This is a genomic window from Pseudomonas sp. LPH60, from assembly GCF_030718165.1.
GTDB lineage: Bacteria > Pseudomonadota > Gammaproteobacteria > Pseudomonadales > Pseudomonadaceae > Aquipseudomonas > Aquipseudomonas danubii.
The window spans coordinates 220,592-246,034 of the sequence record NZ_JAVAJH010000002.1 but is presented as its reverse complement, the minus strand read 5'-3'; the positions used below and the strand labels follow the sequence as shown (position 1 = coordinate 246,034).

Here is a 25,443-nt window from a genome sequence, read left to right as displayed (position 1 = left end):
CTTAAATTGTCCAGGGTTAAATTGACATTGTGATATGTTTAAAAACGGCTTCGGCAAGCAAAGGCGGCACCGCGTTTCCTACTTGTTGCTGTTGGAAGCCTATCGATCCTTGGAACTCATAGTGATCAGGAAAAGATTGGAGCCGAGCAGCTTCTCTTATAGACAGCCCTCGATCTTGCCAAGGATGAATCAACATATTTTTACGGAAATTCCCTACAACAATTGAAGGTTTATCCGCATACAAACGATGATAGATGCCCGTATGGCATCTCGTTTTATCTGCATAGTTCTTCATAAGTTCATCAGGAATATTTTCCCAGTTCCCCCCCTGAGGTACATGCGGGTATCTTGAGAGGATATGCTGCGCATTCCTGGTGATTAAATGATTTGCACAACGCTCCAACTCACCTCTCATCAAAGAGGCGAATTGGGAGTGCGGGGATGTTCGATAGGGTAGAACATTTATATTAGCGCCATTATCCAAGAAAGGAAGATCGCCAATTGCTTCGTCGACAGTAACTATACCTTCATTGCTCTTCAAAGGCTCACTCAGAACCTTGCCTTTCCTCGAACCAATGACAAAAAGTCGCTCCCTCCTCTGAGGCACACCATATTCGCTTGCATTCAAAACAAAAGTAGATGTTTTATACTTTAGCTTTTTGAATGATTCCTGAATACTCTTTAAAAAAACCCCGCCTTCAGTTTCCTTTAATCCTTTAACATTCTCAAAAACAACCCATTCCGGCTCCAAAAGCTTTACAAAGCGCATGTACTCCAAGAACAACCAGTTGTTTGCATTATCTGAAGAACGGGTTTTTTGATTAGATGTTGAAAACCCTTGGCAAGGCGGCCCACCAAAAAGAATAAATGGCGCAGTACTTAAACTAGGCATATCAGAGTAACTAACCTTACGAATATCCTTGTTCAAAACTGAAGTTTCAGGATGGTTAGCTCTGTACGTTGCGGCCGCATGAGGATCATTTTCAATAGCATATTTAACTTCTATGCCGGCTAGCGCTGCACCAACTGACATACCACCAGCACCCGAAAATATATCAACGGCCTGCATTTATTCTCTCATTCAATTAAAAAATTGGTTGACATTAACACATTTCAATCCGTCAAGCAGTTGTTTCCGTGAAGCATTGCGCGATTGCAGGGAATCCCCCACCGTTCGTCGAGAGAGGTCGTTGCCATTGTGAAGGCTGTGGACCCAGCGAAACGGGATGTGAGTCGGTAATCCCCCATTTTTAGTAATCAACAGAAGTAGATGTCAGGCTCCTAAGGCTAACTTCTGTTTGGGGGTGATGCCTCCCAGGGCCATATTTGGTCGTTCGTGATTGTATGTCCAGATCCATCGCGTGGTGTGTTCTTGCACCTCAGTGATGGACTCGAACAGGTAATGCCCCAGCACCGTGCGGTTGTAGCGCTCGACGTAGGCATTCTGCTGGGGATTACCGGGCTGGATATGTTCCAGACGGATGCCATGCTTTTCTGCCCACAGCACAAGCTTGCTGCTGATGTATTCCGGCCCGTTGTCGCTGCGAATGGCCCGATGCTTGCCACGCCACTCGATGACCTGATCCAGTGCGCGCACCACCCGTTCCACCGGCAGAGACAAGTCGATATCCCATGGTCAGGGCTTCACGATTGAAGTCGTCGATCAGGTTGAACAGGCGGAAGCTACGACCATCAGCTAACTGATCGTGCATGAAGTCCATCGACCAGCAGTGGTTGATCGCCTCCGGCACAGTCAGTGATTCGGGCTTTTCCCGTGCGATTCGTTTGCGCGGCTTGATTCGTAAGTTCAGCTCCAGTTCTCGATAGATTCGGTACACCCGCTTGTGATTCCAGCGATAGCCTTTCACGTTGCGTAGGTAAAGGAAGCACAGGCCAAAACCCCAGTTGCGTTGGTTGTATGTCAGCCGGATCAGGTGGTCGGTGATCTCGGTATTTTTTGAAGAGAACCGAGGCTGATAGCGATAGCAGGTAATGCTGACCCCGAAAGCCAAGCACGCCTGTTTGACGCTGACTCGGCCTGAGCGAACCGCGTGCTGGGCCATCTCTCGCCGCCGAGATGGCTTCACCATTTTTTTGCCATCGCTTCCTGGATGATCTCGGCCTTCGGGCGCTCCTCGGCATACATCTTCTTGAGGCGGCGGTTCTCATCCTCCAGCTAGCGCAACCAGGCCATCAATGAAGCGTCCATGCCGCCGAACTTGGCGCGCCATTTATAGATTGGTTGCCGAGCTGATGCCATGCTCGCAGCAAAGCTCAGGGACTGGGCTGCCGGCTTCGGCCTGCTTGAGGATAGCGATGATCTGGCTGTCCGAAAAACGCGATGTCTTCACGCAAAATTTCCTTGATCCGATTAGGAGAAAATTCTACTTCTGACGAGTACTGATTTCAGGGGGGATTCCCCCCCCCCCCATTTAAAGTTTCTCGCGACCAAACTACCGTAAGGACCACCCATATACACCGCCCTCTCAGTCAATATCTATCGACCTTTGCGGATAATGGATTTCGCTTGGTGGCGTTCGAGGAGCCACTTCCGGAAGCACGAGTGCAGGCTATGTCCCCTGAACCTCGGAGCTTTCCGAGATTTGCCGCGTTAAAATGGATAAAAGAAGATATTTGAATTGGTGATGGTTCAGCAGCCTTTAGCTTGTATCCCTACTTGTATCCCTAGGTAAAATATCGTGCTACACGCCTTGAAAATTATGGAACCCGACAGTCTCCCTCGGGCACCAAGTACATATCTCAAGATGCCGCTCAATGCATCTTGAACCCAAAAAAACCGGCCACCTGAGCCGGTTTTTTTGTGCCTGTCCGAATACCTATTCGCTCTGAATCGGCCCCTTGGTTCCGGCATCGGTATCCATCCACACATCTTCATTCTTCAGGCGTCGATCACCTTGAATGGTGAACAGCAGCGTGCCCTGACGAAATTGCAGGGCGCCATCCGTGCGCTTGGCTTTGACCTCTTTGCCGTTCACCCACACATGCTCTTTGGCATCGATACGAATGGTGGCGACTGTCGCGCCAGTATCGCTTTTGGCCGTCCATTGTCCGGCGTAGGGGGTCTGTTCCTTGGCGCTGTCAGCAGCAGCGGCGGGTGTGTAAGGGGCGGCAAATCCGGCCTTGGCGTTTTCCGCCTTGCTCTTGTGGATGTCGCATCCCTGAAGCTCGGTCATTTGGGTACAGCCCGATTGCTCAAGCTGCTGACGATACTTTTCATTGATGGCATGGGCCGGGGACTGGACAAACAGCAAAGCCACCAGTGCCGGCCAAACGAACTTGTTCATTGTGCGCTCTCTTCTGATCAAATCTCTGTGCTCAACAATAGCCCGACTGCAAACACGTGCTGGGCGAAATCGGGCTGGCAAGGCTTGTGCTCAAGCCGTCTCTCGTCAGTAAACAATCTCACTGCGGATGGCCTGTATCACGATGTTCGACAGCCGTTCGGTCAGCGGGTCCGGGGTTGCCTCTCGGCGATGCAACGTCAAGGCGATTGAGGGCAAGGCTGGCAAGCCGCGGTCGCCGGCCTGCAGAAGCTCGGTACCTGGCTGCAGGCCCAGGGCCGTGCGAATGGTGTAGCCCAGGCCGGCCTCGGTCGCCGCGGATAGGCCATTGAGGCTGGAGCTGGTGAACGACAGCAACCAGGGAATCCCTTCGCGGTTGAGCGCTTCGGTGGCCATCGAATGAAAAGGACAAGGCGCGTCGAACGCGATGATCGGCAACGGTGTTCCCGACTCGGCGCGCCAGTCGAGGTACTGGTGCGATGAGCCGATCCATTGCATGGGCAGGTCCGCCACCACTTCCTGATACCCGGTGGTCCGCTCTGCCCCCCAGGCCACGGCAAGATCCAGGGAGCCGTTTTCGATGCGGCTGAGCAGATCGCCATTGCGCGCGATGCGGGCTTCGACCCGAACATCGGGATGGGCCCTGGCGAAGCGGCCCAGCACCGTGGGCAGGAAGCTGCCCAGGTCTTCCTGAAGCCCCAGGCGCACCCAGCCTTTGAGCTTGAGCTCGGATACCGCGGTGATGGTTTCGTCGTTGAGGCTTAAAAGCCGCCGGGAGTAATTCAGTAGCACTTCCCCGGTGTCCGTCAGGGCCAGCCTGCGACCGGCCTTCTTGAACAAGGGCGAACCCGCCTGGGCTTCGAGTTTCTTCAACTGGGCGCTGATGGCCGATGTCGAACGAGCGAGCTTTTGCGCCGCCTTGGCAAAACTGCCCAATTCGACCCCTGTGACGAAACTGCGCATGACATCCAAATCGAAATTTACTGGTCTCATGACAATCCTGTTTTTTGGGACTAACACGCAAAATTATTTGATATTCGAGACGATACTCCCATGAGAGTCTTTTAACCCACAACTATTTAACTAGTGGGATTCTTATGCCTGTAGATAACGGTCACCGTTGGAAAGTGCTCGGCGTCGGCGTTGCGGCCAACGCCAGCTTTTCCAGTGTGGTGGGTGGACTGCCCGCTACAGCGGTCTATATGCGCGCGACCTATCAGCTGGACAACGCTGAGCTGGGGCTGGTCCTGGGGGTGCTCGGACTGGGCATCGCCATCAGCGAAATTCCCTGGGGGCTGCTCACCGATCGCTGGGGGGATCGTCCGGTTCTGCTGACCGGGCTTTTGACCTCCGGCATCGCCTTGCTGATCCTGGCCATGCTGGCCTTTTATGCCCCCACGGTGGTCCTGCTGGCGGCGGGGCTGTTCACCGTGGGCCTGCTGGGCAGCAGCGTCAACGGCGCCAGCGGCCGGGCCATCATGGCCTGGTTCAAGGAAGGCGAGCGCGGGCTGGCCATGAGCATCCGGCAAACCGCTGTACCCGGGGGTTATGCCTTGGGCGCGGTGGTGTTGCCCTACCTGGCTCATACCTACGGTTTTATCGAAGTATTCACGGCATCGGCGCTGTTCTGCCTGGTGGCCGCCCTGTTTGCCTGGTTATGGCTGTATGAGCCGGACTTCTCCAGCAGCGCAGCAAAAAAACTGAGCCTGGAGAGCAGCAACAGCCCATTGAAAGATCCGAGGATCTGGCGAATCGTCCTGGCCATCGGCCTGCTCTGCGCCCCGCAATTTGCCATTCTCACTTATGCGGCGGTGTTCTTTCATGACTTCGGCAACATCAACATCACCCTGGTTTCCGCGACTCTGGCGGTGATCCAGATTGGCGCGATCGTCAGCAGGATCTGGAGCGGACGCTGGACCGACAAAAACAAGAACCGCCGCAGCTACCTCAAGGCCTGCGCCTGGTTGAGCACCCTGACCTTCCTGGCCTTGAGCGGGACGGTGTCGGCCGCCAGCTTCTATGGCATCAGCCAAACCCCGCTGGCCAGCGCCGTGATCATCGGTGTGATGGTCGTCGCCGGGATCAGCGTGTCCGCCTGGCACGGTGTTGCCTACACCGAACTGGCCACACTGGCCGGCGCCAGTCGCGCCGGTACCGCCCTGGCCATGGGCAATACCTGCGTGTTTGTGGTGCTGTTCGCGACCCCCATCGCGGCCTCCGCCCTGATGACTCATTTTTCCTGGAGCCTGGTGTGGTTGGCAGCCGCCTTTTGCGCCCTGTTGACCGTACCGCTGTTTCCTCGTGTTGAAAAAAACTACGCGCTGGAACTTGGCTCGGCCTGAAGTTGCTGTTCATAGAAGTTTCACAACTATAACGCGTGCCATACAACTTTAAGAACGGCACGCGTCGCACACTGACTTATATACGCCAACTGCCTAACCATTCGATTAACTAGTCCGATCTTATTCCATGGAGGAAACCAATGATCCCGCTATTTATTTTTGAAGCCGGTGAAAAGTCACAACTACTGAGTCTTCTTGAACAAATCCAGCTATCGCCCTACAAGAACTACGGCGACTTCTCAGAAGAAATAAGAGAGTTGCACTCCCAGGTTCCACAGCGTTTTGTAAAGGCCTGCCAAATCATCAGCGATGAACGCGCTCGCCATCAGCAGAAGATCCACGTGATCCGCAACTGCCCCATGGACCCAGTCATCCCCGAGTTGGACCCCGAGGACCCAGTCAGTGACAAACACCTGAAAAAGAACAAGTTCATCAGCGAAGCCTTTCTCGAACTGTTCGCCCAACTGACAGGCACTCCGCTGCTGTCCTACGAAACCAGAAACCAGGGTGACTTCTTTACCGATGTCATCGCAATCAAGAAATACAGCGGACAACTCACCGGCTTCAGCGACAGCGAACTGGTGTTTCACAATGACCGCACCGCCCATAAAGTCCGGGCCGACTACATCACCCTGCTGGGCATGCGCTGCCCCGATGATGACCTGATCTACACCGGCTACATCGACGGCGCGGACATCGTGAACAATCTTGAACCCAAGCACATCGCCTACTTGCGTGAACCACACTTCTATACGGTTTTCGATGTCTTCTCACGGGACATGAACAAACAACTGAGCACCTCCGAGAAACACCCGATCCTGAGTAACGTTCACTCCATTCGCTTCCTTGACACCATGACCTGCGTGGCTGAAGAAGCACCGCTCGAAGCGCGGGATGCCTTCATTGCTTTCAAAAGTGCGATGACCCGCTCTCAATGCAAGCGCCACCGCATTCTCACCGGCGACCTGCTGACGTTCGCCAATCAGGATGGCCTGCATAACCGGGAAAAGATCGACATCCTCAATCCTGAGAGTGCCGCTGCGCGCTGGCTGTTGAAGACCTATGCCTTCAAAGACTCCCGCACTGCAAAAAGTTACGAAGCGTACTGGGCCAATAACCGGGCCGGCTGCGTCATCGACTAAGTTCACCGCTAAAACAATAACTTCATTATCAGCATGACCAGTCAGGGTGATTTAAATGCGCCTACACGCATTCTCCAAACGGGTTGAAAACCTTGAGCTTTCGGAAACTTACGCCATTTTGGATATGGTGCGCAGCCTGCGTGAGCAGGGGGAAGATATCGTCGATCTCGGCGGTGGTGAACCTGACTTCAGGACGCCCAATCATGTCGTAGATGCTGCCGTTGAAGCACTGTCGGACGGTGACACTCATTACACACCCAGCCGTGGCACCAAGGCACTGCTGGACGCCGTGGCCCATAAATACAAGACCGAACATGGGCTCGATCTGGCCGCCGACAAGAACATCATTGTCACGCCATCGGCAAAGCACGCGCTGTTCATCACATTGATGACCTTGCTGGACCAGGGCGATGAAATCATCATCCCAACCCCCAGCTGGGTGAGCTACAAGGCCATGGCGGCCATGGCCGGTGCCACCGTCAAGGCCGTGCCGCTGGACGGCAAAAACGGCTTCATGCTCGAAGCCGACGCCCTGGAACAGGCGATCACGCCACGCACCAAAGCCATTCTGATCAACAACCCCAACAACCCCACCGGCCGCGTGCTGACCCGCGAAGAGGTCACCGGGGTGGTGCAGGTGGCGTTGAAACACGGGCTGTACATCATTTCCGATGAGATCTACGAAAAGGTCATCTACGGCCAGGCCCGCCATATCAGCATTGCCAGCATCGAAGGCGCCCAGGACATCACCGTTACCATCAGCGGCTTTTCCAAAGCCTACGCGATGACCGGATGGCGCCTGGGGTACGTCGTCAGTTGCGAGCGCATTTCCAATGAGCTGCTCAAAGTCCATCAGCACACCGTCGGCTGTGCGGGCTCCTTTATTCAACGCGGCGGCGTTGCGGCCCTCAAAGGTTGCCAACACCGGATAGCCGACATGGTGACCTCCTATCAAAAGCGCCGCGACCGGCTGATTGAAGGCCTTCAGAGCATTGCCGGCATCCAGTGCGTCGCCCCCGAGGGCGCACTGTATCTGTTTGCCTCCATCGCCGACCTGGGCTTTGAAAACTCCCTGGCGTTTACCCGCTGGTTGCTCAGCACCGCGAAAGTCGCGGTCACGCCAGGCACGGCCTTTGGTGAGGGGGGCGAAGGCTATATCCGACTGTCCTTCGCCGGTAGCGATGAAGCCATAGACGAAGCCATCAGGCGCTTTCATCAAGCCTTCAGATAATTGCCCGCCCCTTTGAACCGTCATCACATACAAACAGGAGTCAGTATGTCTCTGCGACACATCACGCCTTCGTCGCCTGCACACCGTATCGCTATCATCGGCAGCGGCCCCCGTGGTCTGTCTGTGCTGGAGCGCCTGGCCGCGCTCATGCTCATGGACGCCCCGCTCAAACAAGTCATGGTCTATCTGATCGACAGCGCGCAAATGGGCTCCGGCCGGGTTTGGCGCACCGATCAACCACGCCACTACGTGATGAATACCGTCGCCGAGGAGGTTTCGTCCTTCTCCGGGCCCTTGGACGACGGTCCGATCAGGCCGGGCGCCGGGCCGTCGCTGGCACAGTGGTGGAGCTCCGTGGACCCGGCCTACCCGGGCCCCAACGCCTATGCGCCGCGCGCGGTACATGGCGAGTACATGCAATTCGTCCTGTCGACCATCGAGGCCAGCTTCACGCCGAACATTTCGCTGCAGCGCGTACCGGCGGTGGTCGTCGATCTGCTCAACGAGGAAAACGTGCAAACCCTGGAACTGGATAACGGGGCTTTTCTCCAGGTCGACAAGGTGGTCATCGCCACCGGGCACCCAACCCCCGAGTTGATCGGCTGGGAAAGGGAGCTGCAACAGTTCGCCCAGCAGACGGCCGGGCTGGAGTTCTTTCGCGGCGACTCCGCAGCCGACATGCCGCTGTCGCGAATCCAGTCTGAGCAGCAGGTGGGAATCGTCGGCCTGGGCCTGGCGTTCCACGACATCGTCGCCGCCCTGACGGTCGGTCGTGGAGGCCGCTTCAGCGTTGTCGACGGTGTCACCACCTACATCCCGTCGCACCGTGAACCCAAGCTGTTCGCCGGCTCCCGCAGCGGCATGCTGATCCCCGCCAGGGGCCGCAACCAGAAAGGCCCGAACTTTCAATACCAACCGCTGTGCATCACCCGCGACAAGATCGACGCGCTGCAAAAACGCGGTCACATCGAGTTTGCTACCGAAGTGCTCCCACTGCTGCTGGTGGAAATCAACATCGTCTACTTCGCCACCGCCATACGGGCCCAGGCGGGGCAGGCAGCCGAACAGCAGTTCAAGCATCGCGTGGTGCAACAGCAACTGTTCTCGTTGCCAGCCCTGGTCGCCGCGGCTGCCGATTTCGGAGTGAGCGACCTTCTGGTCCTGGAACTGGACCGACTGGCCAGGCCGTTCCGCGCCCAAGAGTTCCACAGCCCGGCAGACTTTGCCCGAGCCCTTGATCGGGTGCTGGAAGACGACTTGTGCAGCGCCCGCGAGGGTAACGTCGACAACCCGATGAAAGCCGCCCTGGATACCATTCGCGATACCCGCGCCCTGATCCGGAGCGTGGTGGATTTCGGCCGGCTGACTCCCCGCTCGCATCAAGAAGACTTCCTGCAGTACTACGCCCCTACCAGCCTGTTTCTCACCGCGGGGCCGCCCCTTTACCGCACCGAGCAAATCCGCGCCCTGATCGCTGCGGGGGTACTGACGCTGGTGGGACCTGAAACGGTCTATGGCATCGATACCCAGCACCGCAAGTTCAGCATCGAATCCCCTCGGGTCCGTCACTCCAGGCAATTGATCGATGTGGTCATCGACGGCCGAATCCCTTCGCCGGACTTGCTCCGCGACCCGTCACCGCTGACCAGAAACCTGGTGCGGCGCGGGTACTGGACCAACTACATCAACCAGGGGATCGACGAGGCCTTCGTCACCGGCGGCGTTGCCGTCACCCCCGGCCCTTATCACCCGATCGACCGCGCGGGCCAGCCCATCAAGGGGCTCTACGTCCTGGGCCTGCCTTCCGAGCACACCCGCTGGTTCATGCAGGCCGGCAGTAGCCGCCCGGGGTTCTGGACCGACTTTGCCCAGGATGCCCACTACGTGGCGTCCGATGCACTGCAGTTGGCCTACGCACAAGCGCCTGTGGCAATCACTGAAGTGGCCTGATCAGCCCCTCATTTAAAGGAATGAATGATGTCTGCAAACAAAGCACTGCTGGTCATGGACTTCATCAATGAAATTGTCCATCCCGAAGGGGTTTATGCCCATGAAGGCTATTACCAACAGACCCAGGAACGTCGGGTGCTGGAAAAGGCCGCATCGGCCCTGAACTACGCCCGCAGCAATCACCTGCCGATCATCTTTATCGTCGTTGGTTTCAACGCCCACTATGAAGGCTTCCCCCCGCACTCCCGAGTCTTCGCTCCCGCCAAGGAGCATGGCGTCTTGAAGTTGCAGACCTGGTCGACCCAGGTGCACGACGACCTGCGCCCCCGCGAGGACGAAATCGTGATCGCCAAGAGCCGGGTCAGCCCGTTCTATCAAACCAACCTGGAATTGATACTCCGTACCCAAGGTATTGAAGAGTTGGTTCTGACAGGGGTGTCGACCGAACACGTCATCCTCGCCACCACCCTCGACGGGCATGACAGGGACTTCAAGATCACCGTACTCGAAGATGCCTGCGCGGCGGTGACCCAGGAGCGTCACCTGGCGGCGATAGAAAGAATCTCCCGCACGGCGAACATCAGCTCGACCTTCAGCTTCATCACCTCTTCTCTATAACAGGCGCATATCCATGAACCCGACAGTTTTCAATCTGCTGAATGTATCCAGCGAGCCGGATTCGATCCAATGGTCGACTCATCAACAACTGGGTCGCAGCGGCGCCAGCATTCACACGCTGTTCGAGTGCCAGGAGAGCGCCCAGCGCATTGCCCTGATCCGTTGCGAAGCAGGCGCCAGCGCCCAATCTCACCACCACCACGGCCATGAAACCTTTCTGATCCTCGACGGTGACTTTGAGGATGAAAACGGGATTTACCTCAAGGGCGATCTGGTGATTTACCCGCCAGGCAGCACCCACGCCTGGAAGTCCTCCAAGGGCGCGTTGATCTATGCCACCTGGGGAGGCGCCGTGACCGCGAAACCAGCGCCAGCCGCCGAGGCCGCCAAGCATGCTGCCTACGACAACAGCGTCTATGACGGTCGGCACTTGATCTGAAACCGTCGGCCATTTCTTTTGGGGTAAATCATGGGTTTCAAGCTTGACGCAAAGCTGCTTTTTCTAAGCAGCGATCCTTTGAAAGTGTCACGGCAGTTGGGGGGGCAAACACTGACCCTCGAGGAGGCACAGCCCCTGCGCGATGACATTTCAACGGATGAAATAACGCCGATTCCGGTGCTGGCTTTCTTTGACCAGCGGCTGGGTTCATACCCTTATGTGGGCCTCAAGACGGGCCCGGTGCTGCCTATCGGCAAGGACGATGTCGCCTCCGCAGGCTTTACAGTGAGTGTGGCGGGCACCCGCTACGGCAAAGGTTCTTCCCGCGAGCACAGCCCGCTGGCGGAGAAAAAAGCCGGCATCCGCCTGGTCATCGCCGAAGGCTTCGAGCGCATCTACCGACAGAACGCCGACAACATCGGGCTGCTGACCTCCACCGACTTGTCCTTGGTGCCACGCTTGCAGGCTGGCGAGGAGCTGTCGCTGGAGGAGCTGATCGGCAACAGGGATGCGCTGTCCACGGCCATTCTGCGCAGCGGCGGGCTGCTCAACTACGGGCGCGAACATTTGCGTCAGCAGCCGGACCAGCCCGCAGAAGCATCGCCGCAGCAGCCCACCGGGCCCCTGACTTTTGCCGAGAAGATCATTCATCGGCATTTGCTCAAGGCCCCCGGCGCCGAACGCATCGAGCAGGGCGCCGGCATTTTGCTGAAGGCCGACTGGCGCTTTATCCACGAGTACTACACCGGGCTTTGCGCCCATTTGCTCGACGATGCCTTCGGCGAAAACTTCTCTGTGTACCAGCCGGAATCGATTCTGGCGTTTGAGGACCACTTGTCCTACAAGCACCGCAGCCCGGCGCACCTGCAACAGAGCCTGGTGGGCGAACTCGATGGCTTGTCTCAAGCCCATCGGGACTTCGTCGCCAAGCATCGACTCAGCGCCCACGGCTATCTGCCGGCCGAAGGCAGCGAGGGCATCTCCCACGCGATGATGGCCGAGCACTATGCCCTGCCCGGACAAGTCGTGGTCGGCACCGACTCCCATACCCCCCACAGCGGCGCACTCGGCTGCCTGGCGTTTGGCGTGGGCACCACCGACATGGCCAACGCCTTCATGACCGGCTCGGTCAGGACCGTGTATCCACAGGTGCTGCGCATTTCCCTGGTCGGCCGCTTGTCCGCCGGCGTGACCGCCAAGGATCTGGTGCTGGCCCTGCTGGCCGATAGCCGGATCAAAGCCGGCCACGGCGTCGGCAAGATCTTCGAATTCGGTGGTCCGGCCCTGGCGTTCCTGTCCACCGACGAACGCACCACCCTCACCAACATGACAGCGGAGCTGGGTGGTTTCAGCGGGATCGTCGTGCCCGATCAGGAGACCGTTCGTTTTCTCAAGGAGCGACGCCAGCTCGACTTCGTGCTCGAACCCTGGATGACCAGCGACCCCGAGGCGAACTACGCCGACACGATTGTCCTGGACTGCGATCAGATCCTGCCGATGATTGCCGCTCCGGGCGACCCCGGCAACGGACAGCGCCTCACCGACCTGACCGAGCGGGTCAGGGTCGATATCGCCTATGGCGGCTCCTGCACCGCCGGCAAGCGCGATGACTTCGATCATTATTTCGAGGTGATCAACTGGGCGCTGGAGAACGACCTGCGGCTGCATCCCGAGGTCAAACTCTATTTGCAGTTCGGCACCGTGGATGTTCGCGACTACTGCGAGGAGCAGGGTTACCTGCCGGCCTTCGAAACCTTTGGCGCGCAACTGCTGCAGCCGGCCTGCGGCGCCTGTGCGAACTGCGGCCCTGGTTCATCGACCCACCAAGAGCAGGTCACCGTCAGCGCCATCAACCGGAATTTTCCGGGGCGCTCCGGTCCAGGTCAGGTCTGGCTGGCCAGCCCGCCGACCGTGGTCGCCAGCGCCATTGCCGGTTACATCACCTCGTTCGGCGCCCTGCAAACCCGACACAGTGCCGCCACCTCGGCAACCTCCAAGCCCGGCCAGCGCGATCCGGCGGACCGGCGACCGGCTCTGGCTCACTGAAAACGACAGGAGGCGGATTGATATCCGCCGTCCTTTCAGCGCTGCGCGCATCAAGATCCTGTGGCGCCATCGTCAGCCGTATGGCCAGCGCCCCAGGTCAGATAGCTCCCGAATGAGCCGCCGAAAAAATCTCAACTGATTACCGACTTTTCCTTATTACAAACTTGATCGAGATCAACGGCCGCCAACTGCCCAGCCCTAAAAATGACCGGAGGACATTGAACGCAATTACAGGCCCCCCTCCCATGAGTGAAGAATCCACCGCCCTGCCCGTGCCTCCCGCCCCAGCGCAAAACGCTCCGGCCACCACCAGCCCTGCCAGCACCAAGGCTGCTCCACGCAAAGCGGCTACGCCGCGCCCTCGCCGCCCACGCACAACCAAGGCCGCCCCGGTGAAAGCCGCCGAAGCCGAAATCAGCGCCATCAGCCAGAAGCCCATGGCCCTGCAAGTGGCCAGCGCGCCGCGCGGTTCCAATGAAGACAGCGTGTCCGCTGCGCTGCCGGGCAACTATCCGTATCGCAACCGCATGCGCCGCGCCGAGTACGAAAAGGCCAAGAGCGAGCTGCAGATCGAGCTGCTCAAGGTGCAGAGCTGGGTCAAGGAAACCGGGCAGCGCATCGTGGTGCTGTTCGAAGGCCGTGATGCGGCCGGTAAAGGCGGCACCATCAAGCGCTTCATGGAACACCTCAACCCCCGTGGCGCGCGGATCGTGGCCCTGGAAAAGCCCTCGGAACAGGAAAAGGGCCAGTGGTACTTCCAGCGCTACATCCAGCATTTGCCCACCGCCGGGGAAATGGTCTTCTTCGACCGCTCCTGGTACAACCGCGCCGGGGTCGAGCGGGTGATGGAGTTCTGCTCGCCCCTGCAATACCTGGAGTTCATGCGCCAGACCCCGGAGCTGGAACGCATGCTGTGCAACAGCGGCATCCTGATGTTCAAGTTCTGGTTCTCGGTGAACCGCGAAGAACAGTTGCGACGCTTCATCTCACGCCGGGACGACCCGCTCAAGCACTGGAAGCTCTCACCCATCGACATCAAGTCCCTGGACAAGTGGGACGAATACACCGCCGCCAAGCAGGCGATGTTCTTCCACACCGACACCGCCGATGCACCGTGGACGGTGATCAAGTCCGACGACAAGAAACGCGCGCGGATCAACTGCATCCGCCATTTCCTGCATGAGCTGGACTACCCGGGCAAGGACCTGAAAGTCGCCCACGCCCCTGATCCGTTGCTGGTGGGTCGCGCCTCGCGGGGGCTGGAAGAAGATGAGCGCACCCAGGCCCAGGCGACGGCGGACGCCGGCGCTACAAAACTGGCCCTATCGGCCTGAGCATCACTGCAACACGCTACGGGGCGCCGACCTTGAGGTTTACGCCCCGTTCGCCACCGCAACGTCTCGCCACCTGCCCTCTTTCCAACGGTTTGATCACCCGCCGCCACTGAAACCGCCTACACACCACGGCCTCCATGACCGAGCCGTGCAGACAAATGCCATCCTTGCGCGCCGCCACGGATTGTTCATTCGTCAGCAACCCCGCAAAATCGCGACCGCGCTTGCGCGCCATAGATGCCCAATCATCAAGGACTCGATCAATGCCCACCGTTGCCACCGCGCACTACACCCAACTGCCTCCCGGCGCCATGGCCTTTCCCGACGCCAAGGACGTGTTTGTCGCCGACCAGCAGGAGCTGGCCGAGCACCTGCTGCCGCTGCTCTCCATAGACGCCAGCCTGATCAACCCCGAATGGTCCGGGCGCCTGCACCTGCTGAGCCCTATCGAGCCCGACGAGGGGCTGGTGGGCGAACTCACTCAGGATGAGGGTTTTGGCAGCGAGCTGCTGAAGACCAACTGGATCGGCTTAAAGATCGAGAACGGTCGCTACCGCCTGTGCGGTGATCCACGCTACTTCTTCCTGCACCCGGAAAATGCCGAACTGCCGGAACCACGGCGCAACGTGCGAGCCAGCCTGCAACGCCACTATGCCAAGGAGCACGCCGACTACCAGGCCTCGCGTCAGCGTTTTCAGGAACTGGGCTACCTGACCTGGCCGAACGATCGCGAACAGCGCTGGACCTTCATCGACGAAATCGGTGGGGTAGCCGAAGGCTATGGCAACTGGGTGGAAACCGTGGAGTTCCCCATGGATATCGTCGAGGCCACCGATGACAGCGGCGACATCGACGTCTGGCCTTTGAGCCCCGCGGGCCGGCGCTTCCAGCACGCACTCAGCGTTCCGGCCAGCCACTACGGAATCAGCGGCGCCGACCTGATCGTAATGTTCTATGAACCGGTGGAAGGCCTGGTGCTGTTCTGCTTCGACTGGTCCTGAGCCGCAACGGATTCAGTGAGCCCAGGCCGGGATCGGCCGGCCTGGGCGCTCGAAGGACCTAGCAAGGCCCTTCGGGCCTTGTCGCAGCCTGCGGCAGCGGCTACAGCGGCAACTCCACCCGCGCTTCCAAGCCACCGCCGTCACGGTTGAACAGACGCAACTCGCCGCCATGCTCACGCACGATGGCCCGCGCTGCCGACAGCCCCAGGCCCACGCCGCCGGTGCTCTTGTTGCGCGAACTCTCCAGGCGGAAAAACGGCTGGAACACCTGTTCCAGGGCATCGGGCGCAATTCCCGGGCCACGGTCCAGCACCCGCACCCGCAATTGGTCGGCGCCCTGCTCCAGCACGATGGCCGGCTCGCCCCCGTACTTGATCGCGTTATCCAGCAGGTTGGTCATCACCCGCTTGAGCCCCAGGGGCCGGCCGCAATACACCAGGCGCGGCGGGCCGCTGAACAGGATCTCCATGGACTGGTCGCGATAGTCGTCCACCAGGGTCTGCAGCAGCTCGGCCAGATCGAAATGGGTGGCCTGTTCCAGCCGCGCATCGTCGCGAAAGAACTCCAGGGCCGAATTGATCATCGCCTGCATCTCGTCCACATCACGAAACAGGCGCTGCTGCTGGTCGGCATCTTCGATGAACTCGCCGCGCAGGCGCATGCGGGTCAGCGGTGTGCGCAGGTCATGGGAGATGGCCGCGAGCATCTGCGTGCGGTCCTTGATGAAGTGCTGCAACTGCGCCTGCATGGCGTTGAAGGCGAGAATCGCCTGACGGATCTCGTGGGGGCCCACCGGCTCGATGGGCGGCGCGCGAAAGTCCACGGCAAAGCGCCGCGCCCCCTGGGCGAACTGCTGCAGCGGCTTGGCCAGCCGGCGCGTGGCGATCAAGGCCACAAGGCCAGTGGAGATCAGCACCAGGGCGATCACGATCAGATTGCGCGTGCCCTCCTCCAGGCCCCAACTGCGCGACGCCGAGGAAAACATCACCCAACTCTGATCAGTCAGTTGCACCAGCAGCGCGTAGCGCCCATCCGGGCCCGGCCAGTCACTGGGCTGGTAGGCCTCGATATGTCGCTGGGGCGGTTGCAGCATGGCGCGGATGCCTTCCGAGCCGACCCGGTACTCCGGGTCGTCCAGCTCAGGCAGGGCAAAGCCCTGGCGCGTCGGCTGCCAGCGGATACTCAGGTGATCACTGCTGACCGCCGCCGCCAGTTGCGGGCGCTGGCCCGGCTCCGAGGCTTCGATCATGCGCACGATGGCCGCGGACTTTTCCAGCAACCCGGTTTCCGCCAGCGGCGGATAGGCCCAGACCCCGGCCAACTGCACGAACAGCGCATTGAAGGCCAGGGCGGTGAGCATGGCCATGATGATGGTCAGGGCGATCCAGCGCGCCACGGTGTCCCGCAGCCGATAGCGCCACAACGGCTTGATCAGCTTCACTGACGGGTCACGCTGGGGGTGAACAGATAACCGCCATTGCGCACGGTGCGAATCATCGCCGGGCGCTTGGTGTCGAACTCCAGCTTGCGCCGCAGGCGGCTGACCTGGACATCGATGCTGCGATCAAAAGCGTCATGGGCCTGCCCCCGAGCCAGGTCCAGCAACTGCTCGCGGGTGAGGATGCGTTGCGGATGCTCGACAAACACCAGCAGCAGGTCGAACTCCCCCGCCGACAACGGAATCATCACCTGATCCGGCGAGCGCAGCTCACGGCGGGTCAGGTCCAGTTGCCAGTCGGCGAACTTGATCAAGGGTCGCGGCACCTCGCCGCTCACCGGCCGGCTCTCCCCGGCCCGGCGCAGCACCGCCCGCACCCGGGCCAGCAGCTCACGGGCATCGAAGGGCTTGCTCAGGTAATCGTCGGCGCCCATCTCCAGGCCCACCACCCGGTCGCTCAACTCGCCCATGGCGGTGAGCATGATCACCGGCGTGGCGTGCAACTGGCGCAGGCGCTGGCACAGGGTCAGGCCGTTGTCGCCGGGGAGCATCAGGTCGAGGATGATCAGGTCCGGCACCTCCCGCTCCAGCGCCGCCCACAGCGACGCGCCATCGGTGGCCACCGCCACCTGATAACCCTGTTGGACAAAGAATTTCTTCAGCAGCGCGAGGACTTCAATGTCGTCGTCCACGATCAAGAGACGGCTCACCGGCGGAGATCACTTCAAGTCGGAATGAGCCGTTATCTAAAACCATTCGCCGCCCGGCGTCATTTATTTCAACGCCGCAACAAACCTTCAGCGACGCAATAAAGCAGACATCTTTGCGCAAGGTTCAGCTGCCAGCATCGGCCTCCCCTTGCTGGAGAACCCTGACCATGCGCCTGATCAACCCCGCCCCGGCCCCTCTCGTCGCGAAGGAGCTGTCCATGCCCACCTCCGATCAACACGCCCTGATGCTGCTGCAACGGGTGACCAGACTCGATGACGCCAGCCTGCATTGCCGCGAAGTCAGCCTGGGCCTGTCCGAAGACCAGCACTACCTGGTGCTGACCCGCTACAGCGAGCACTACAGCCCTGAAGGCATGGAATGGGTCGAACGCAAGCACCGGGTGTCGGTGACCGAGCTGCTGCGCTGGGTGATCGAACAGGGCCAGCCGCAGAGCATTGAACGCGGTGAAAACCACAAGGCCTCGGCCTGAGGCCGGTAGCAGCGAGCTTGCTCGCGATGGACGTCAACGATGTGGCACTGACAACCGCTTTTATTGCGCCGCATAGGTGACTAAATTAGACACATGATCACTGACCTTCCCCCCTTGAACGCCGTCCGCGCCTTTGCCGCTGCCGCTCGCCACGAGAGTTTCAGCCGCGCTGCTGAAGAACTGCACGTGAGCCACAGCGCAGTGAGCCGCCATATCAAACTGCTGGAAGAGCACCTGGGTGTGTTGCTGTTCGAACGGCGCATTCGCCAGTCGGTGCTGACCCCCGCCGGGCAAGCCTTCTATGAACAGGTCAGCGTGGCCCTGACCCAGATCGCCGCGGCCGCGGTTTCACTGCGCCGCGGCGCGGCCCTGCGCAAGGTGACGGTCAATGTGCGGCCGTCCTTCGCGGTGCGCTGGCTGATTCCGCGCTTGCCGCAGTTCATGGCGCTGTACCCGCAGATCCAGCCGGAAGTGGTGACCAGCACCCTGCTCCCCGACCCGGCCAAGGAAACCTTCGATCTGGTGATTCGTCGCGGGCGTTCGGGCTGGGCGCCATCGCTGCAGCCTCAGCGCTTGCTGGAGGATGAAATCCTGGTGGTGGCCGCGCCATCGCTGTTGCAGAGCACAGCACTGAACAGCCCCAAGGATCTGGGACGCCATACCCTGTTGGTCAGTCGTAGCCGCGCCAACGACTGGCAAAAATGGCTGGAACACTGCGGTCTGAAGCCACTGCGCCAGCCACCGACCTTGCATTTCGACCATCTGCACTTCGTGCTCCAGGCCTGTGTCGACGGCCTGGGGCTGGCGCTGTGCCCGGCCTCGTTGCTGGCCAAGGATCTGAGCAGCGGCCGGCTGGTCTGCCCGTTGCCGGAACTGCACCAGCCGCTGACCCGCTATTACTACGCGCTCGTCGCCGATGCCGCCCCCGAAGCCCAGGTGTTTATCGAGTGGATGCTGGCGCAGATTCAGCAGGACGCGATGACTAATCGGATCCAGGTGCCCACTCGGGCCAGCGGCGCCTGAGACGCTTTGTAGAGCCTGTACATGGATCTGATTTAGGCACATCAGCCGTGCAATTAAAGCGTTTGTCAGGCCGCCAACCGTGGAGCAGGCTGCGCCCCTTCAATGGCTCATTTCTGGAGTGTTGCATGGCAAGTTATGGACTGTTTTTACTGCTGGCCACCCTGACCATCCTCAGCCCCGGCCCCGGGGTGGTGCTGACCCTGTCCAACGCCCTGCGCCACGGCTGGAGCGGGGCACTGCCGGGCATTCTCGGTATCGCCCTGGGCGCCTTTGTGGTGGCGGGGATTTCCGCCAGCAGCCTGGGCCTGGTCCTGGCGGCCTCAACCACCGCCTTTACCCTGCTCAAGTACATCGGCGCCCTGTACTTGCTGTATCTGGGGGTGAAGATGTGGCGCACGCAGAGTTTCATTCCGCCACTCCAGGACACTAAAAGCCGCCCCGCACGGCGCTTTGTCGAGGCCCTGTCGATCCAGTTGCTCAACCCCAAGGCCGGGTTTTTCTTTCTCGCGGTGTTCCCGCAGTTCATCCAGCCGCAAGGCGATTACTACAGCCAGTTCTTTGTGCTGGTGGCGTCCTACAGCCTGTTGGTGATTGCGCTGCACAGCGGTTACGCGCTGATGGCCAATGGCGCCAGGGGCTGGCTGTCCAGTAGCCGGGGGGCCAGGATCGTCGGCAAACTATCGGGGATGACCTTTCTCGGATTCGGTGTGATGCTGGCCAGCGCCCATAAATAATCGGATACAAAAGCCTTGCCGCCGCCCCCACAGCCGACGTTTCTTCGACATCGGCTGCGCTACCATTGCGCCCCCTTTGCAACCGCCAGAGACCCCGCTGCAGATGCCACTGACTACGCCCGCCCCTGCCCTGCCCCCCGTTCTTGCCGGCCCGCTGCTGCGCCGCCTGGAGCCAACGCGGCTGGTGCTGTGGCTGGTGGGTTCAAGGGCGTTGCCGCTGACCCTGCGCCTGCACCCCACGGGCGGCCCGGCCCTGGAACTGGCCCTCGATCAGCAGCAATGCCAGGTCATCCCCGTCGGGCGCCAGGCCTTTATCCATCTGATCGATGTGCCGCTGGACGACGCCCTGCCCCAGGACGTGACGATTGCCTATGACCTCTTGATCAACGACGCCGAGGACGGCGCCCGATCCATTGCCGACTGGGCGCCGCACCTGCTGTATGGCGATGCCAGGACTCCGGAGTTCGTGCTCCACAGCCGCATCGACAACCTGCTCCACGGCTCCTGCCGCAAGCCCCATCACCCGTCCACTGATGGCCTGCTCTGCGTCGACCGCCTGCTGGCGCAACAGCCCGAGCCCGCACAGCGCCCCGCCTTGTTGATGATGAGCGGCGATCAGGTGTACGCCGACGATGTGGCCGGCCCCATGTTGCGGGCGGTTCACGCCCTGATCGAGCGCCTCGGGCTGTTCGATGAAGAGTTGGAGGGCGCGGTGGTGGCCGACAGCCAGGCGCTGTACCGCCATGGCGCCAGCTACTACCGACGAGCCGAATTGCTCCCGGCCCTCAAAAGCAATGAAACCCTGCGCGAGCGGTTTTTCGGCGGGGTGAAAAAGCCGATCTTCACCAGCAGCAATGCCGACAACCACCTGGTGACCTTCGCCGAGGTGCTGGCCATGTACCTGCTGGTGTGGTCACCCGTGCCCTGGACCCTGATCGCGCCCAAGCCACCGCAACTGACGCCGGAACAGCAAACGCGCTACACCCGGGAACAGCAGCGCATCGATGATTTTGTCCAGGGCCTGGAGGGTGCCGCGCGGGTCTTCGCCCACCTGTCGTGCCTGATGATCTTCGACGACCACGACATCACCGACGACTGGAACCTCAGCGCCCAGTGGGAAGAAACCGCCTACGGTCATCCCTTCTCCAAACGCATCATCGGCAACGCGCTGCTGGCTTACATGCTGTGCCAGGGTTGGGGCAACAACCCGGACGCCTTCACCCAACTGCTGGACCACACCCGCGCCTTGAGTGCCACGCCACAAGGCCCGAAACACCTGCTGCAACGTCAGGCCCAGGACGATTTGATCGACCAGTTGCTGCGCTTTGCGCAGTGGCAGTACGTCTTGCCCAGCACCCCGGCCCTGGTGGTGCTGGACACCCGCACCCGGCGCTGGCGCAGCGAGTCAAACCTGGGCCAGCCCTCGGGCCTGCTGGACTGGGAGGCCCTGTGCGAACTGCAACACGAACTGCTGGATCACCCCTCGGCGATCATCGTTTCACCGGCACCGATCTTCGGGGTCAAGCTGATCGAGACGGTGCAGAAAGTCTTCAGTTGGTGCGGTTACCCGCTGCTGGTGGACGCGGAAAACTGGATGGCCCATCGCGGTTCGGCCCAGGTGATCCTGAACATCTTCCGCCACTCGCGAACCCCGGGCAGCTACGTGATTCTCTCCGGCGATGTGCACTATTCCTTCGTCTACGAAGTGCTGATCCGTCACCGCCAGGGCGGCCCGCGCATCTGGCAGATCACCAGCAGCGGCATCAAGAACGAATTCCCCGACACCCTGCTGGAATGGTTCGACCGCCTCAACCGCTGGCTCTACTCGCCGCGCTCGCCGTTGAACTGGTTCACCAAGCGCCGGCGAATGAAGGTGATACCCCACGTGCCCGAGCATGCCGAAGCCGGGGAGCGGCTGTGGAATTCGTCGGGGATCGGCCAGGTGTTTTTCAATCAGCAGGGCCAGCCGGTGACCATCCTCCAGCACAATGCCAATGGCGCGGCGCCAACCCGGATGATCGCCCCAAGATAGAATCCGCCACCGCGCCAGCCAGATCACCGAAAGCCCAAGGAAGGAGCACCGCGTGTCATCAGAGATCACCCCGCAACAGCGGGACGATATTCGCTACGTGTTATCCGACGCCTTTGTGGACAACGAGGTGGACTACGCCTACATCGCCCGCGAAACCCAGGCTTATGACCGGGCTGAGGTGGAGCGCATCCTCTACGAAGAGGTGGCGCCGGTGTGCTACATCAACCTGATGGCAGTGATCCCGGAAATCTGGATGGGCTTTGCTCGCGAGCCCTTGCTGGAGGAGATCGAGGCAAGCCTGGCGCTTCGGCGCAGCAACCGCTGGCAGGCGTTTCGCGTGCGCTTGTTCATCCGTTGGATCCGCTTTCGCGGGGCCTATATCTGGGAGGAAATCTGCAAGCACTATGCGCCCTAGGTTCGAGCCCTAACGCGCATCAGCGCTGCAGTAATCGGTAGGCCGCAGCGCCACCCGTTCCGGCAGCATTTCGCCCTGTGCGTCGATCTTGCGCAGCATCGCTGTGCACATCTGGTCCTGGAGAAAGACCATCTGATAGGTCGCACCGGCCTCAGGCACAAAGGTCACGCTTTGTTCGCAGACAAAGCGGTAGTCCTTATCCATCCCGGGCTCGGTGTTGTAGAACATGAAGGCGAACGGACGATTGGCCGGGATCTTCAGCTCGTTGGCGCCAAAGCCTTCCTGACGGCGCATGCGGTCGGTGGCGGCCGTCATGGGAATGCCCAGGTTGCGGAAGTTGGGATTGGCAATACCACGATGGGGGCGAACCATCAGCCCGGAGCTCGGTTTACGCCAGTCGATGCAATCGCTGTAGGGCACGCCACGCACCAGCCCCTGAGCAACGATGCGGATCAGCGCGGTGTCACCGGCATCGGCCGGCACCCGGTAGCTCACGGTGGTGGCTTTGAGGGTGGAGACAAAGGTACAGCCGCCGAGCCCCAGTGACAGGCTCAGCAACAGGATCGAATACAGCCGCATGATTCATCCTTGATGGGACCGCCAGCGAAGGCTGAGGCAAAGGATGGCGATCTTACCTCGACGCCAGGGAGCGTCGGCAGATTTTTCTGCGGGGCCTGTAGCCGCGGCTCAAGGCGGCGGCTACAGGGTCAAGCCCTCAGTAACGAGCGTCCACCGGACGGCCACCGTTGGGCCAGTCCTTGACCTTGTCCGGGAAGTCCGGACGCGGTTGGTGGGAGAAGTACTCGGCCACGTCCAGGGCTTCCTGATCCGAGAGGCCACCCTGGCCCAGGGGGAATTTCTCGTGGAAGCCAATCGGCATGTTGCGTTTGACGAAGGCCGCCGCGGTGTAGGTGCGGGCCATGCCGGCGCCGATGTTGAAGGATTGATCGCCCCACAACGGCGGGAAGATCAGGCTGCCGTCGGCCCGTTTCAGACCTTCGCCGTCGGCGCCGTGGCACACCGCGCATTGCTTGGCATAGACCTGCTTGCCATTGTCGGCGTCAGGCTTGAGGGCCGGGTCGATCTTGCCCACGCCGCGCCCGGCCACCTTGTCTTCGGGACGAGTGTTCATCTTCATCCACTCGAAGTAGGCCACCATGGCTTGCATGTCGGCGCCGTTCACCGGCAGCGGCTTGCCGTGCATGGAACGGCGGAAGCAGCCGTTGATGCGCTCTTCCAGGGTGATGGTCTTGCCCGCCCGCGGCGCGTAGCCGGGGAAGAACGCCGAGACACCGACAAAGGGAGAACCGTCAGCCACGGTGCCGGCGTTGAGGTGGCAACTGGTGCAGTTCAGCGAGTTGCCGACGTTGTCCGGCAGCAGAGCCTTGGTTTCCAGGTGCAGGCGCATGCCGTGCACCACTTGCTCGGCATTCGGCGCCGCCAGCAGATTGGCCAGGCGCGGGGTTTCGAACAGAGTGCTTTCCACTTGCGGGCTCAGTTGCGCACGCATCTTTTTCACTTGTTCGGCGCTGATGGCCGAGCCGTTGTTGCCCCAACTGCTGCGGATAAAACTGAGGATTTCGGCAATCTCGCCGTCCGCCAGCTGGGCGAACCCGGGCATGGTGTAGACCCGCGGATGAGCCGCGGTCTGCGCGGTCTGCCAGCCGGTCAGGGTGATGTGCAGCAGGGAGGTCGGATTGGCCGAGGCGACACTGGGGTTGCCCGCCAGGGACGGGAACATCTGCGGCACGCCGGCGCCGTCCTGGCGGTGGCAGTCGGAACAGAATTGCGCGTAGCCCAGGCCGCCACGGGAGGTGAACAGATTGTTCGGCGGGGCCGCCGGGGTCAGGGCCACCGAAGGCATGGGCAGATCGTCTTTACCGGCCGGCAGGGACTTGAGGTACGCGGCGATGGCGGTCAGGTCGGCGTCGGTGAAGTGCTGAGTGCTGTGGTGGATCACGTCGGCCATGTTGCCGGACACCGTGGCGAAGCGGTTCTGCCCGGTCTTGAGCAGTTGCACCGTGTCTTCCACGGTCCACAGGTTGCGCAGGCTCAGGGCGCGCCACTCTTCCACCGTCTCGCCGGCCAGGTAGTGCTGGCCGCCGGACTCGGTGTCGCTCATGGCCTTCTCCTGGAAGGCAATGCCCCGTGGCGTATGGCAGGAACCGCAGTGACCCAACCCCTGGACCAGGTAGGCGCCGCGATTGAGCTGCTCGTCCTTGGTCGGATCGGGCTTGAACGGCTGCTTGTCGACGAAGGCCAGGTTCCAGAACCACAGGCCCCAGCGCTGGTTGAAGGGGAAGCCCATGTCGGCTTCCAGATTGCCCTGGGCCACCGGTTCCACGCCGTGCATCAGGTAGGCGTAGAGAGCGCGCATGTCCTCTTCGGTCATCTTGGCGTAGGACGGATAGGGCATGGCCGGGTAAAGATGGCTGCCGTCGGGGGTTACGCCTTCGCGCATGGCGCGATCGAACTCTTCAAAACTGTAGCGGCCGATACCGGTGTTTTTATCCGGGGTGATGTTGCTGGAGTAGATGGTGCCCATGGGCGTCTTCAGTTCCAGGCCACCGGCCATGGTGGCACCGCCCTTGGCGGTGTGACAGGCAATGCAGTCACCCAGCTGGGCCACGTACAGGCCACGCTGGATTAGCTCGGAGTCGGGTGGGGTAACCGCCGTTGCCGGGATCGGCTCACTGGCTTGCAGAGGGGGTACGCAGAGCAACGCAGCGCCTAGCAGGCACAGGCGCGACAGAGAAAAAGCCATCAGGTTATTCCTTTAAAATCCGCCTGGGGTGGTCCCCTCGGCCGATATCCACAAAGGTTTTTATTGGTTATCCCGACCTTCACGGTGCAGGCCAGGGGCTCGATACCTCGTGAGTCCGAGCCTGATGCCCTTGTATCGGATTTTTCTGAAAGCCCTGTTGATATGGATCATGGCGCCCTAGGCAATGTCCTGTATGCCGGCCCAGGTGGCGCTTTTACTCGCTGGTTTCCACCCCCAGTCCCGCCGCTTGCCAATCGGTGAATCCCTCATCAAGGCGTCGCACCTTGAAGCCCTTGGCGCGTTTCTGTGACAGCACGCAATAGGGGCCGCAGCGAACAAGATGCCCAAACCGAATGTGGCCCGGCTGCGCAGCCTGATTGCGCATTCGGTGTTCGGGTTGTATGACGCGGGGATGTTCTGGGTGAAGTTAC

Annotated in this window: 21 protein-coding genes and 1 pseudogene; 14 read left to right on the top strand and 8 right to left on the bottom strand. The window is 60.5% G+C overall.

The genetic code is table 11. The features are described from left to right. Window positions 1–16: 16 nt before the first annotated feature. From Q8O96_RS06695 to Q8O96_RS06680, 4 genes and pseudogenes are all read right to left on the bottom strand, one after another. Window positions 17–1,069, bottom strand: coding sequence for a DNA cytosine methyltransferase (locus tag Q8O96_RS06695; protein ID WP_110596407.1), 1,053 nt, complete (start codon window positions 1,067–1,069; stop codon window positions 17–19). A gap of 204 nt (window positions 1,070–1,273) precedes the next feature. After that, window positions 1,274–2,351 (bottom strand): annotated as a pseudogene (locus Q8O96_RS06690) (IS3 family transposase). Window positions 2,352–2,837: 486 nt separating this feature from the next. Continuing rightward, entirely contained in the window at window positions 2,838–3,305 is a 468-nt protein-coding gene (locus tag Q8O96_RS06685) for a hypothetical protein (RefSeq protein WP_207166490.1), read from the bottom strand. Between the two features lie 105 nt (window positions 3,306–3,410). Next, on the bottom strand, window positions 3,411–4,295 hold the full coding sequence (locus tag Q8O96_RS06680) for a LysR substrate-binding domain-containing protein (RefSeq protein ID WP_102860386.1): 885 nt from the start codon (window positions 4,293–4,295) through the stop codon (window positions 3,411–3,413). Between the two features lie 104 nt (window positions 4,296–4,399). On the opposite strand from Q8O96_RS06680, the gene Q8O96_RS06675 reads away from it, so the two are divergent. The 9 genes from Q8O96_RS06675 (at window position 4,400) to Q8O96_RS06635 (ending at window position 15,405) form a co-directional block, all read left to right on the top strand. Next, a complete protein-coding gene (locus tag Q8O96_RS06675; RefSeq protein ID WP_102860385.1) occupies window positions 4,400–5,644 on the top strand; it encodes an MFS transporter in 1,245 nt (414 codons plus the stop codon). A 140-nt stretch (window positions 5,645–5,784) separates the two neighbouring features. After that, the gene (locus Q8O96_RS06670) at window positions 5,785–6,786 is read left to right on the top strand and encodes a taurine catabolism dioxygenase TauD (protein ID WP_240322042.1); all 1,002 of its coding nucleotides are present in this window, start codon (window positions 5,785–5,787) and stop codon (window positions 6,784–6,786) included. A gap of 55 nt (window positions 6,787–6,841) precedes the next feature. Next, window positions 6,842–8,017: a pyridoxal phosphate-dependent aminotransferase gene (locus Q8O96_RS06665; RefSeq protein WP_305948574.1), complete on the top strand. Its 1,176-nt coding sequence runs from the start codon at window positions 6,842–6,844 to the stop codon at window positions 8,015–8,017. Window positions 8,018–8,062: 45 nt separating this feature from the next. Continuing rightward, complete coding sequence (locus Q8O96_RS06660) at window positions 8,063–9,967, top strand: FAD/NAD(P)-binding protein (RefSeq protein ID WP_305948573.1); 1,905 nt, start codon at window positions 8,063–8,065, stop codon at window positions 9,965–9,967. 27 nt (window positions 9,968–9,994) lie between these two features. Next, window positions 9,995–10,585: a cysteine hydrolase family protein gene (locus Q8O96_RS06655; RefSeq protein ID WP_305948572.1), complete on the top strand. Its 591-nt coding sequence runs from the start codon at window positions 9,995–9,997 to the stop codon at window positions 10,583–10,585. 13 nt (window positions 10,586–10,598) lie between these two features. Beyond that, on the top strand, window positions 10,599–11,024 hold the full coding sequence (locus tag Q8O96_RS06650; protein ID WP_102860381.1) for a cupin domain-containing protein: 426 nt from the start codon (window positions 10,599–10,601) through the stop codon (window positions 11,022–11,024). Between the two features lie 84 nt (window positions 11,025–11,108). Beyond that, the gene (locus Q8O96_RS06645) at window positions 11,109–13,070 is read left to right on the top strand and encodes an aconitase family protein (RefSeq protein ID WP_305948748.1); all 1,962 of its coding nucleotides are present in this window, start codon (window positions 11,109–11,111) and stop codon (window positions 13,068–13,070) included. Between the two features lie 437 nt (window positions 13,071–13,507). Then, complete coding sequence (ppk2, locus tag Q8O96_RS06640) at window positions 13,508–14,404, top strand: polyphosphate kinase 2 (RefSeq protein ID WP_162884156.1); 897 nt, start codon at window positions 13,508–13,510, stop codon at window positions 14,402–14,404. 263 nt (window positions 14,405–14,667) lie between these two features. Beyond that, a complete protein-coding gene (locus Q8O96_RS06635; protein WP_102860378.1) occupies window positions 14,668–15,405 on the top strand; it encodes a hypothetical protein in 738 nt (245 codons plus the stop codon). 100 nt (window positions 15,406–15,505) lie between these two features. On the opposite strand, the gene Q8O96_RS06630 is transcribed toward Q8O96_RS06635, so the two are convergent. After that, window positions 15,506–16,846, bottom strand: coding sequence for an ATP-binding protein (locus Q8O96_RS06630; RefSeq protein ID WP_305948571.1), 1,341 nt, complete (start codon window positions 16,844–16,846; stop codon window positions 15,506–15,508). Next, on the bottom strand, window positions 16,843–17,553 hold the full coding sequence (locus tag Q8O96_RS06625) for a response regulator (protein WP_060840896.1): 711 nt from the start codon (window positions 17,551–17,553) through the stop codon (window positions 16,843–16,845). Before Q8O96_RS06625 ends, Q8O96_RS06630 begins: the two co-directional genes overlap by 4 nt. A gap of 218 nt (window positions 17,554–17,771) precedes the next feature. Between Q8O96_RS06625 and Q8O96_RS06620 the strand changes: the two genes are divergently transcribed. From Q8O96_RS06620 to Q8O96_RS06600, 5 genes are all read left to right on the top strand, one after another. Further along, complete coding sequence (locus tag Q8O96_RS06620; protein ID WP_242553884.1) at window positions 17,772–18,044, top strand: hypothetical protein; 273 nt, start codon at window positions 17,772–17,774, stop codon at window positions 18,042–18,044. A 93-nt stretch (window positions 18,045–18,137) separates the two neighbouring features. Continuing rightward, complete coding sequence (gcvA, locus tag Q8O96_RS06615) at window positions 18,138–19,067, top strand: transcriptional regulator GcvA (RefSeq protein ID WP_305948570.1); 930 nt, start codon at window positions 18,138–18,140, stop codon at window positions 19,065–19,067. Window positions 19,068–19,192: 125 nt separating this feature from the next. Beyond that, the gene (locus Q8O96_RS06610) at window positions 19,193–19,801 is read left to right on the top strand and encodes a LysE family translocator (protein ID WP_250329601.1); all 609 of its coding nucleotides are present in this window, start codon (window positions 19,193–19,195) and stop codon (window positions 19,799–19,801) included. A gap of 103 nt (window positions 19,802–19,904) precedes the next feature. Next, window positions 19,905–21,833, top strand: a complete 1,929-nt coding sequence (locus tag Q8O96_RS06605; RefSeq protein WP_305948569.1) for an alkaline phosphatase D family protein — start codon at window positions 19,905–19,907, stop codon at window positions 21,831–21,833. 52 nt (window positions 21,834–21,885) lie between these two features. Next, the gene (locus tag Q8O96_RS06600) at window positions 21,886–22,248 is read left to right on the top strand and encodes a hypothetical protein (protein WP_205413487.1); all 363 of its coding nucleotides are present in this window, start codon (window positions 21,886–21,888) and stop codon (window positions 22,246–22,248) included. Between the two features lie 9 nt (window positions 22,249–22,257). Here Q8O96_RS06600 and Q8O96_RS06595 read toward each other — a convergent pair whose 3' ends face one another. Further along, window positions 22,258–22,827, bottom strand: coding sequence for a hypothetical protein (locus tag Q8O96_RS06595; RefSeq protein WP_115580841.1), 570 nt, complete (start codon window positions 22,825–22,827; stop codon window positions 22,258–22,260). Window positions 22,828–22,963: 136 nt separating this feature from the next. After that, complete coding sequence (locus Q8O96_RS06590; protein WP_305948568.1) at window positions 22,964–25,012, bottom strand: c-type cytochrome; 2,049 nt, start codon at window positions 25,010–25,012, stop codon at window positions 22,964–22,966. Between the last annotated feature and the right edge of the window lie 431 nt (window positions 25,013–25,443).

Bases quoted from the DNA above. Each gene is read 5' to 3' on its own strand.
- Q8O96_RS06695 (WP_110596407.1), bottom strand. From the start codon at position 1,069: ATGCAGGCCGTTGATATATTTTCGGGTGCTGGTGGTATGTCAGTTGGT.
- Q8O96_RS06685 (WP_207166490.1), bottom strand. From the start codon at position 3,305: ATGAACAAGTTCGTTTGGCCGGCACTGGTGGCTTTGCTGTTTGTCCAG.
- Q8O96_RS06680 (WP_102860386.1), bottom strand. From the start codon at position 4,295: ATGAGACCAGTAAATTTCGATTTGGATGTCATGCGCAGTTTCGTCACA.
- Q8O96_RS06675 (WP_102860385.1), top strand. From the start codon at position 4,400: ATGCCTGTAGATAACGGTCACCGTTGGAAAGTGCTCGGCGTCGGCGTT.
- Q8O96_RS06670 (WP_240322042.1), top strand. From the start codon at position 5,785: ATGATCCCGCTATTTATTTTTGAAGCCGGTGAAAAGTCACAACTACTG.
- Q8O96_RS06665 (WP_305948574.1), top strand. From the start codon at position 6,842: ATGCGCCTACACGCATTCTCCAAACGGGTTGAAAACCTTGAGCTTTCG.
- Q8O96_RS06660 (WP_305948573.1), top strand. From the start codon at position 8,063: ATGTCTCTGCGACACATCACGCCTTCGTCGCCTGCACACCGTATCGCT.
- Q8O96_RS06655 (WP_305948572.1), top strand. From the start codon at position 9,995: ATGTCTGCAAACAAAGCACTGCTGGTCATGGACTTCATCAATGAAATT.
- Q8O96_RS06650 (WP_102860381.1), top strand. From the start codon at position 10,599: ATGAACCCGACAGTTTTCAATCTGCTGAATGTATCCAGCGAGCCGGAT.
- ppk2 (WP_162884156.1), top strand. From the start codon at position 13,508: ATGGCCCTGCAAGTGGCCAGCGCGCCGCGCGGTTCCAATGAAGACAGC.
- Q8O96_RS06635 (WP_102860378.1), top strand. From the start codon at position 14,668: ATGCCCACCGTTGCCACCGCGCACTACACCCAACTGCCTCCCGGCGCC.
- Q8O96_RS06620 (WP_242553884.1), top strand. From the start codon at position 17,772: ATGCCCACCTCCGATCAACACGCCCTGATGCTGCTGCAACGGGTGACC.
- gcvA (WP_305948570.1), top strand. From the start codon at position 18,138: ATGATCACTGACCTTCCCCCCTTGAACGCCGTCCGCGCCTTTGCCGCT.
- Q8O96_RS06610 (WP_250329601.1), top strand. From the start codon at position 19,193: ATGGCAAGTTATGGACTGTTTTTACTGCTGGCCACCCTGACCATCCTC.
- Q8O96_RS06605 (WP_305948569.1), top strand. From the start codon at position 19,905: ATGCCACTGACTACGCCCGCCCCTGCCCTGCCCCCCGTTCTTGCCGGC.
- Q8O96_RS06595 (WP_115580841.1), bottom strand. From the start codon at position 22,827: ATGCGGCTGTATTCGATCCTGTTGCTGAGCCTGTCACTGGGGCTCGGC.
- Q8O96_RS06590 (WP_305948568.1), bottom strand. From the start codon at position 25,012: ATGGCTTTTTCTCTGTCGCGCCTGTGCCTGCTAGGCGCTGCGTTGCTC.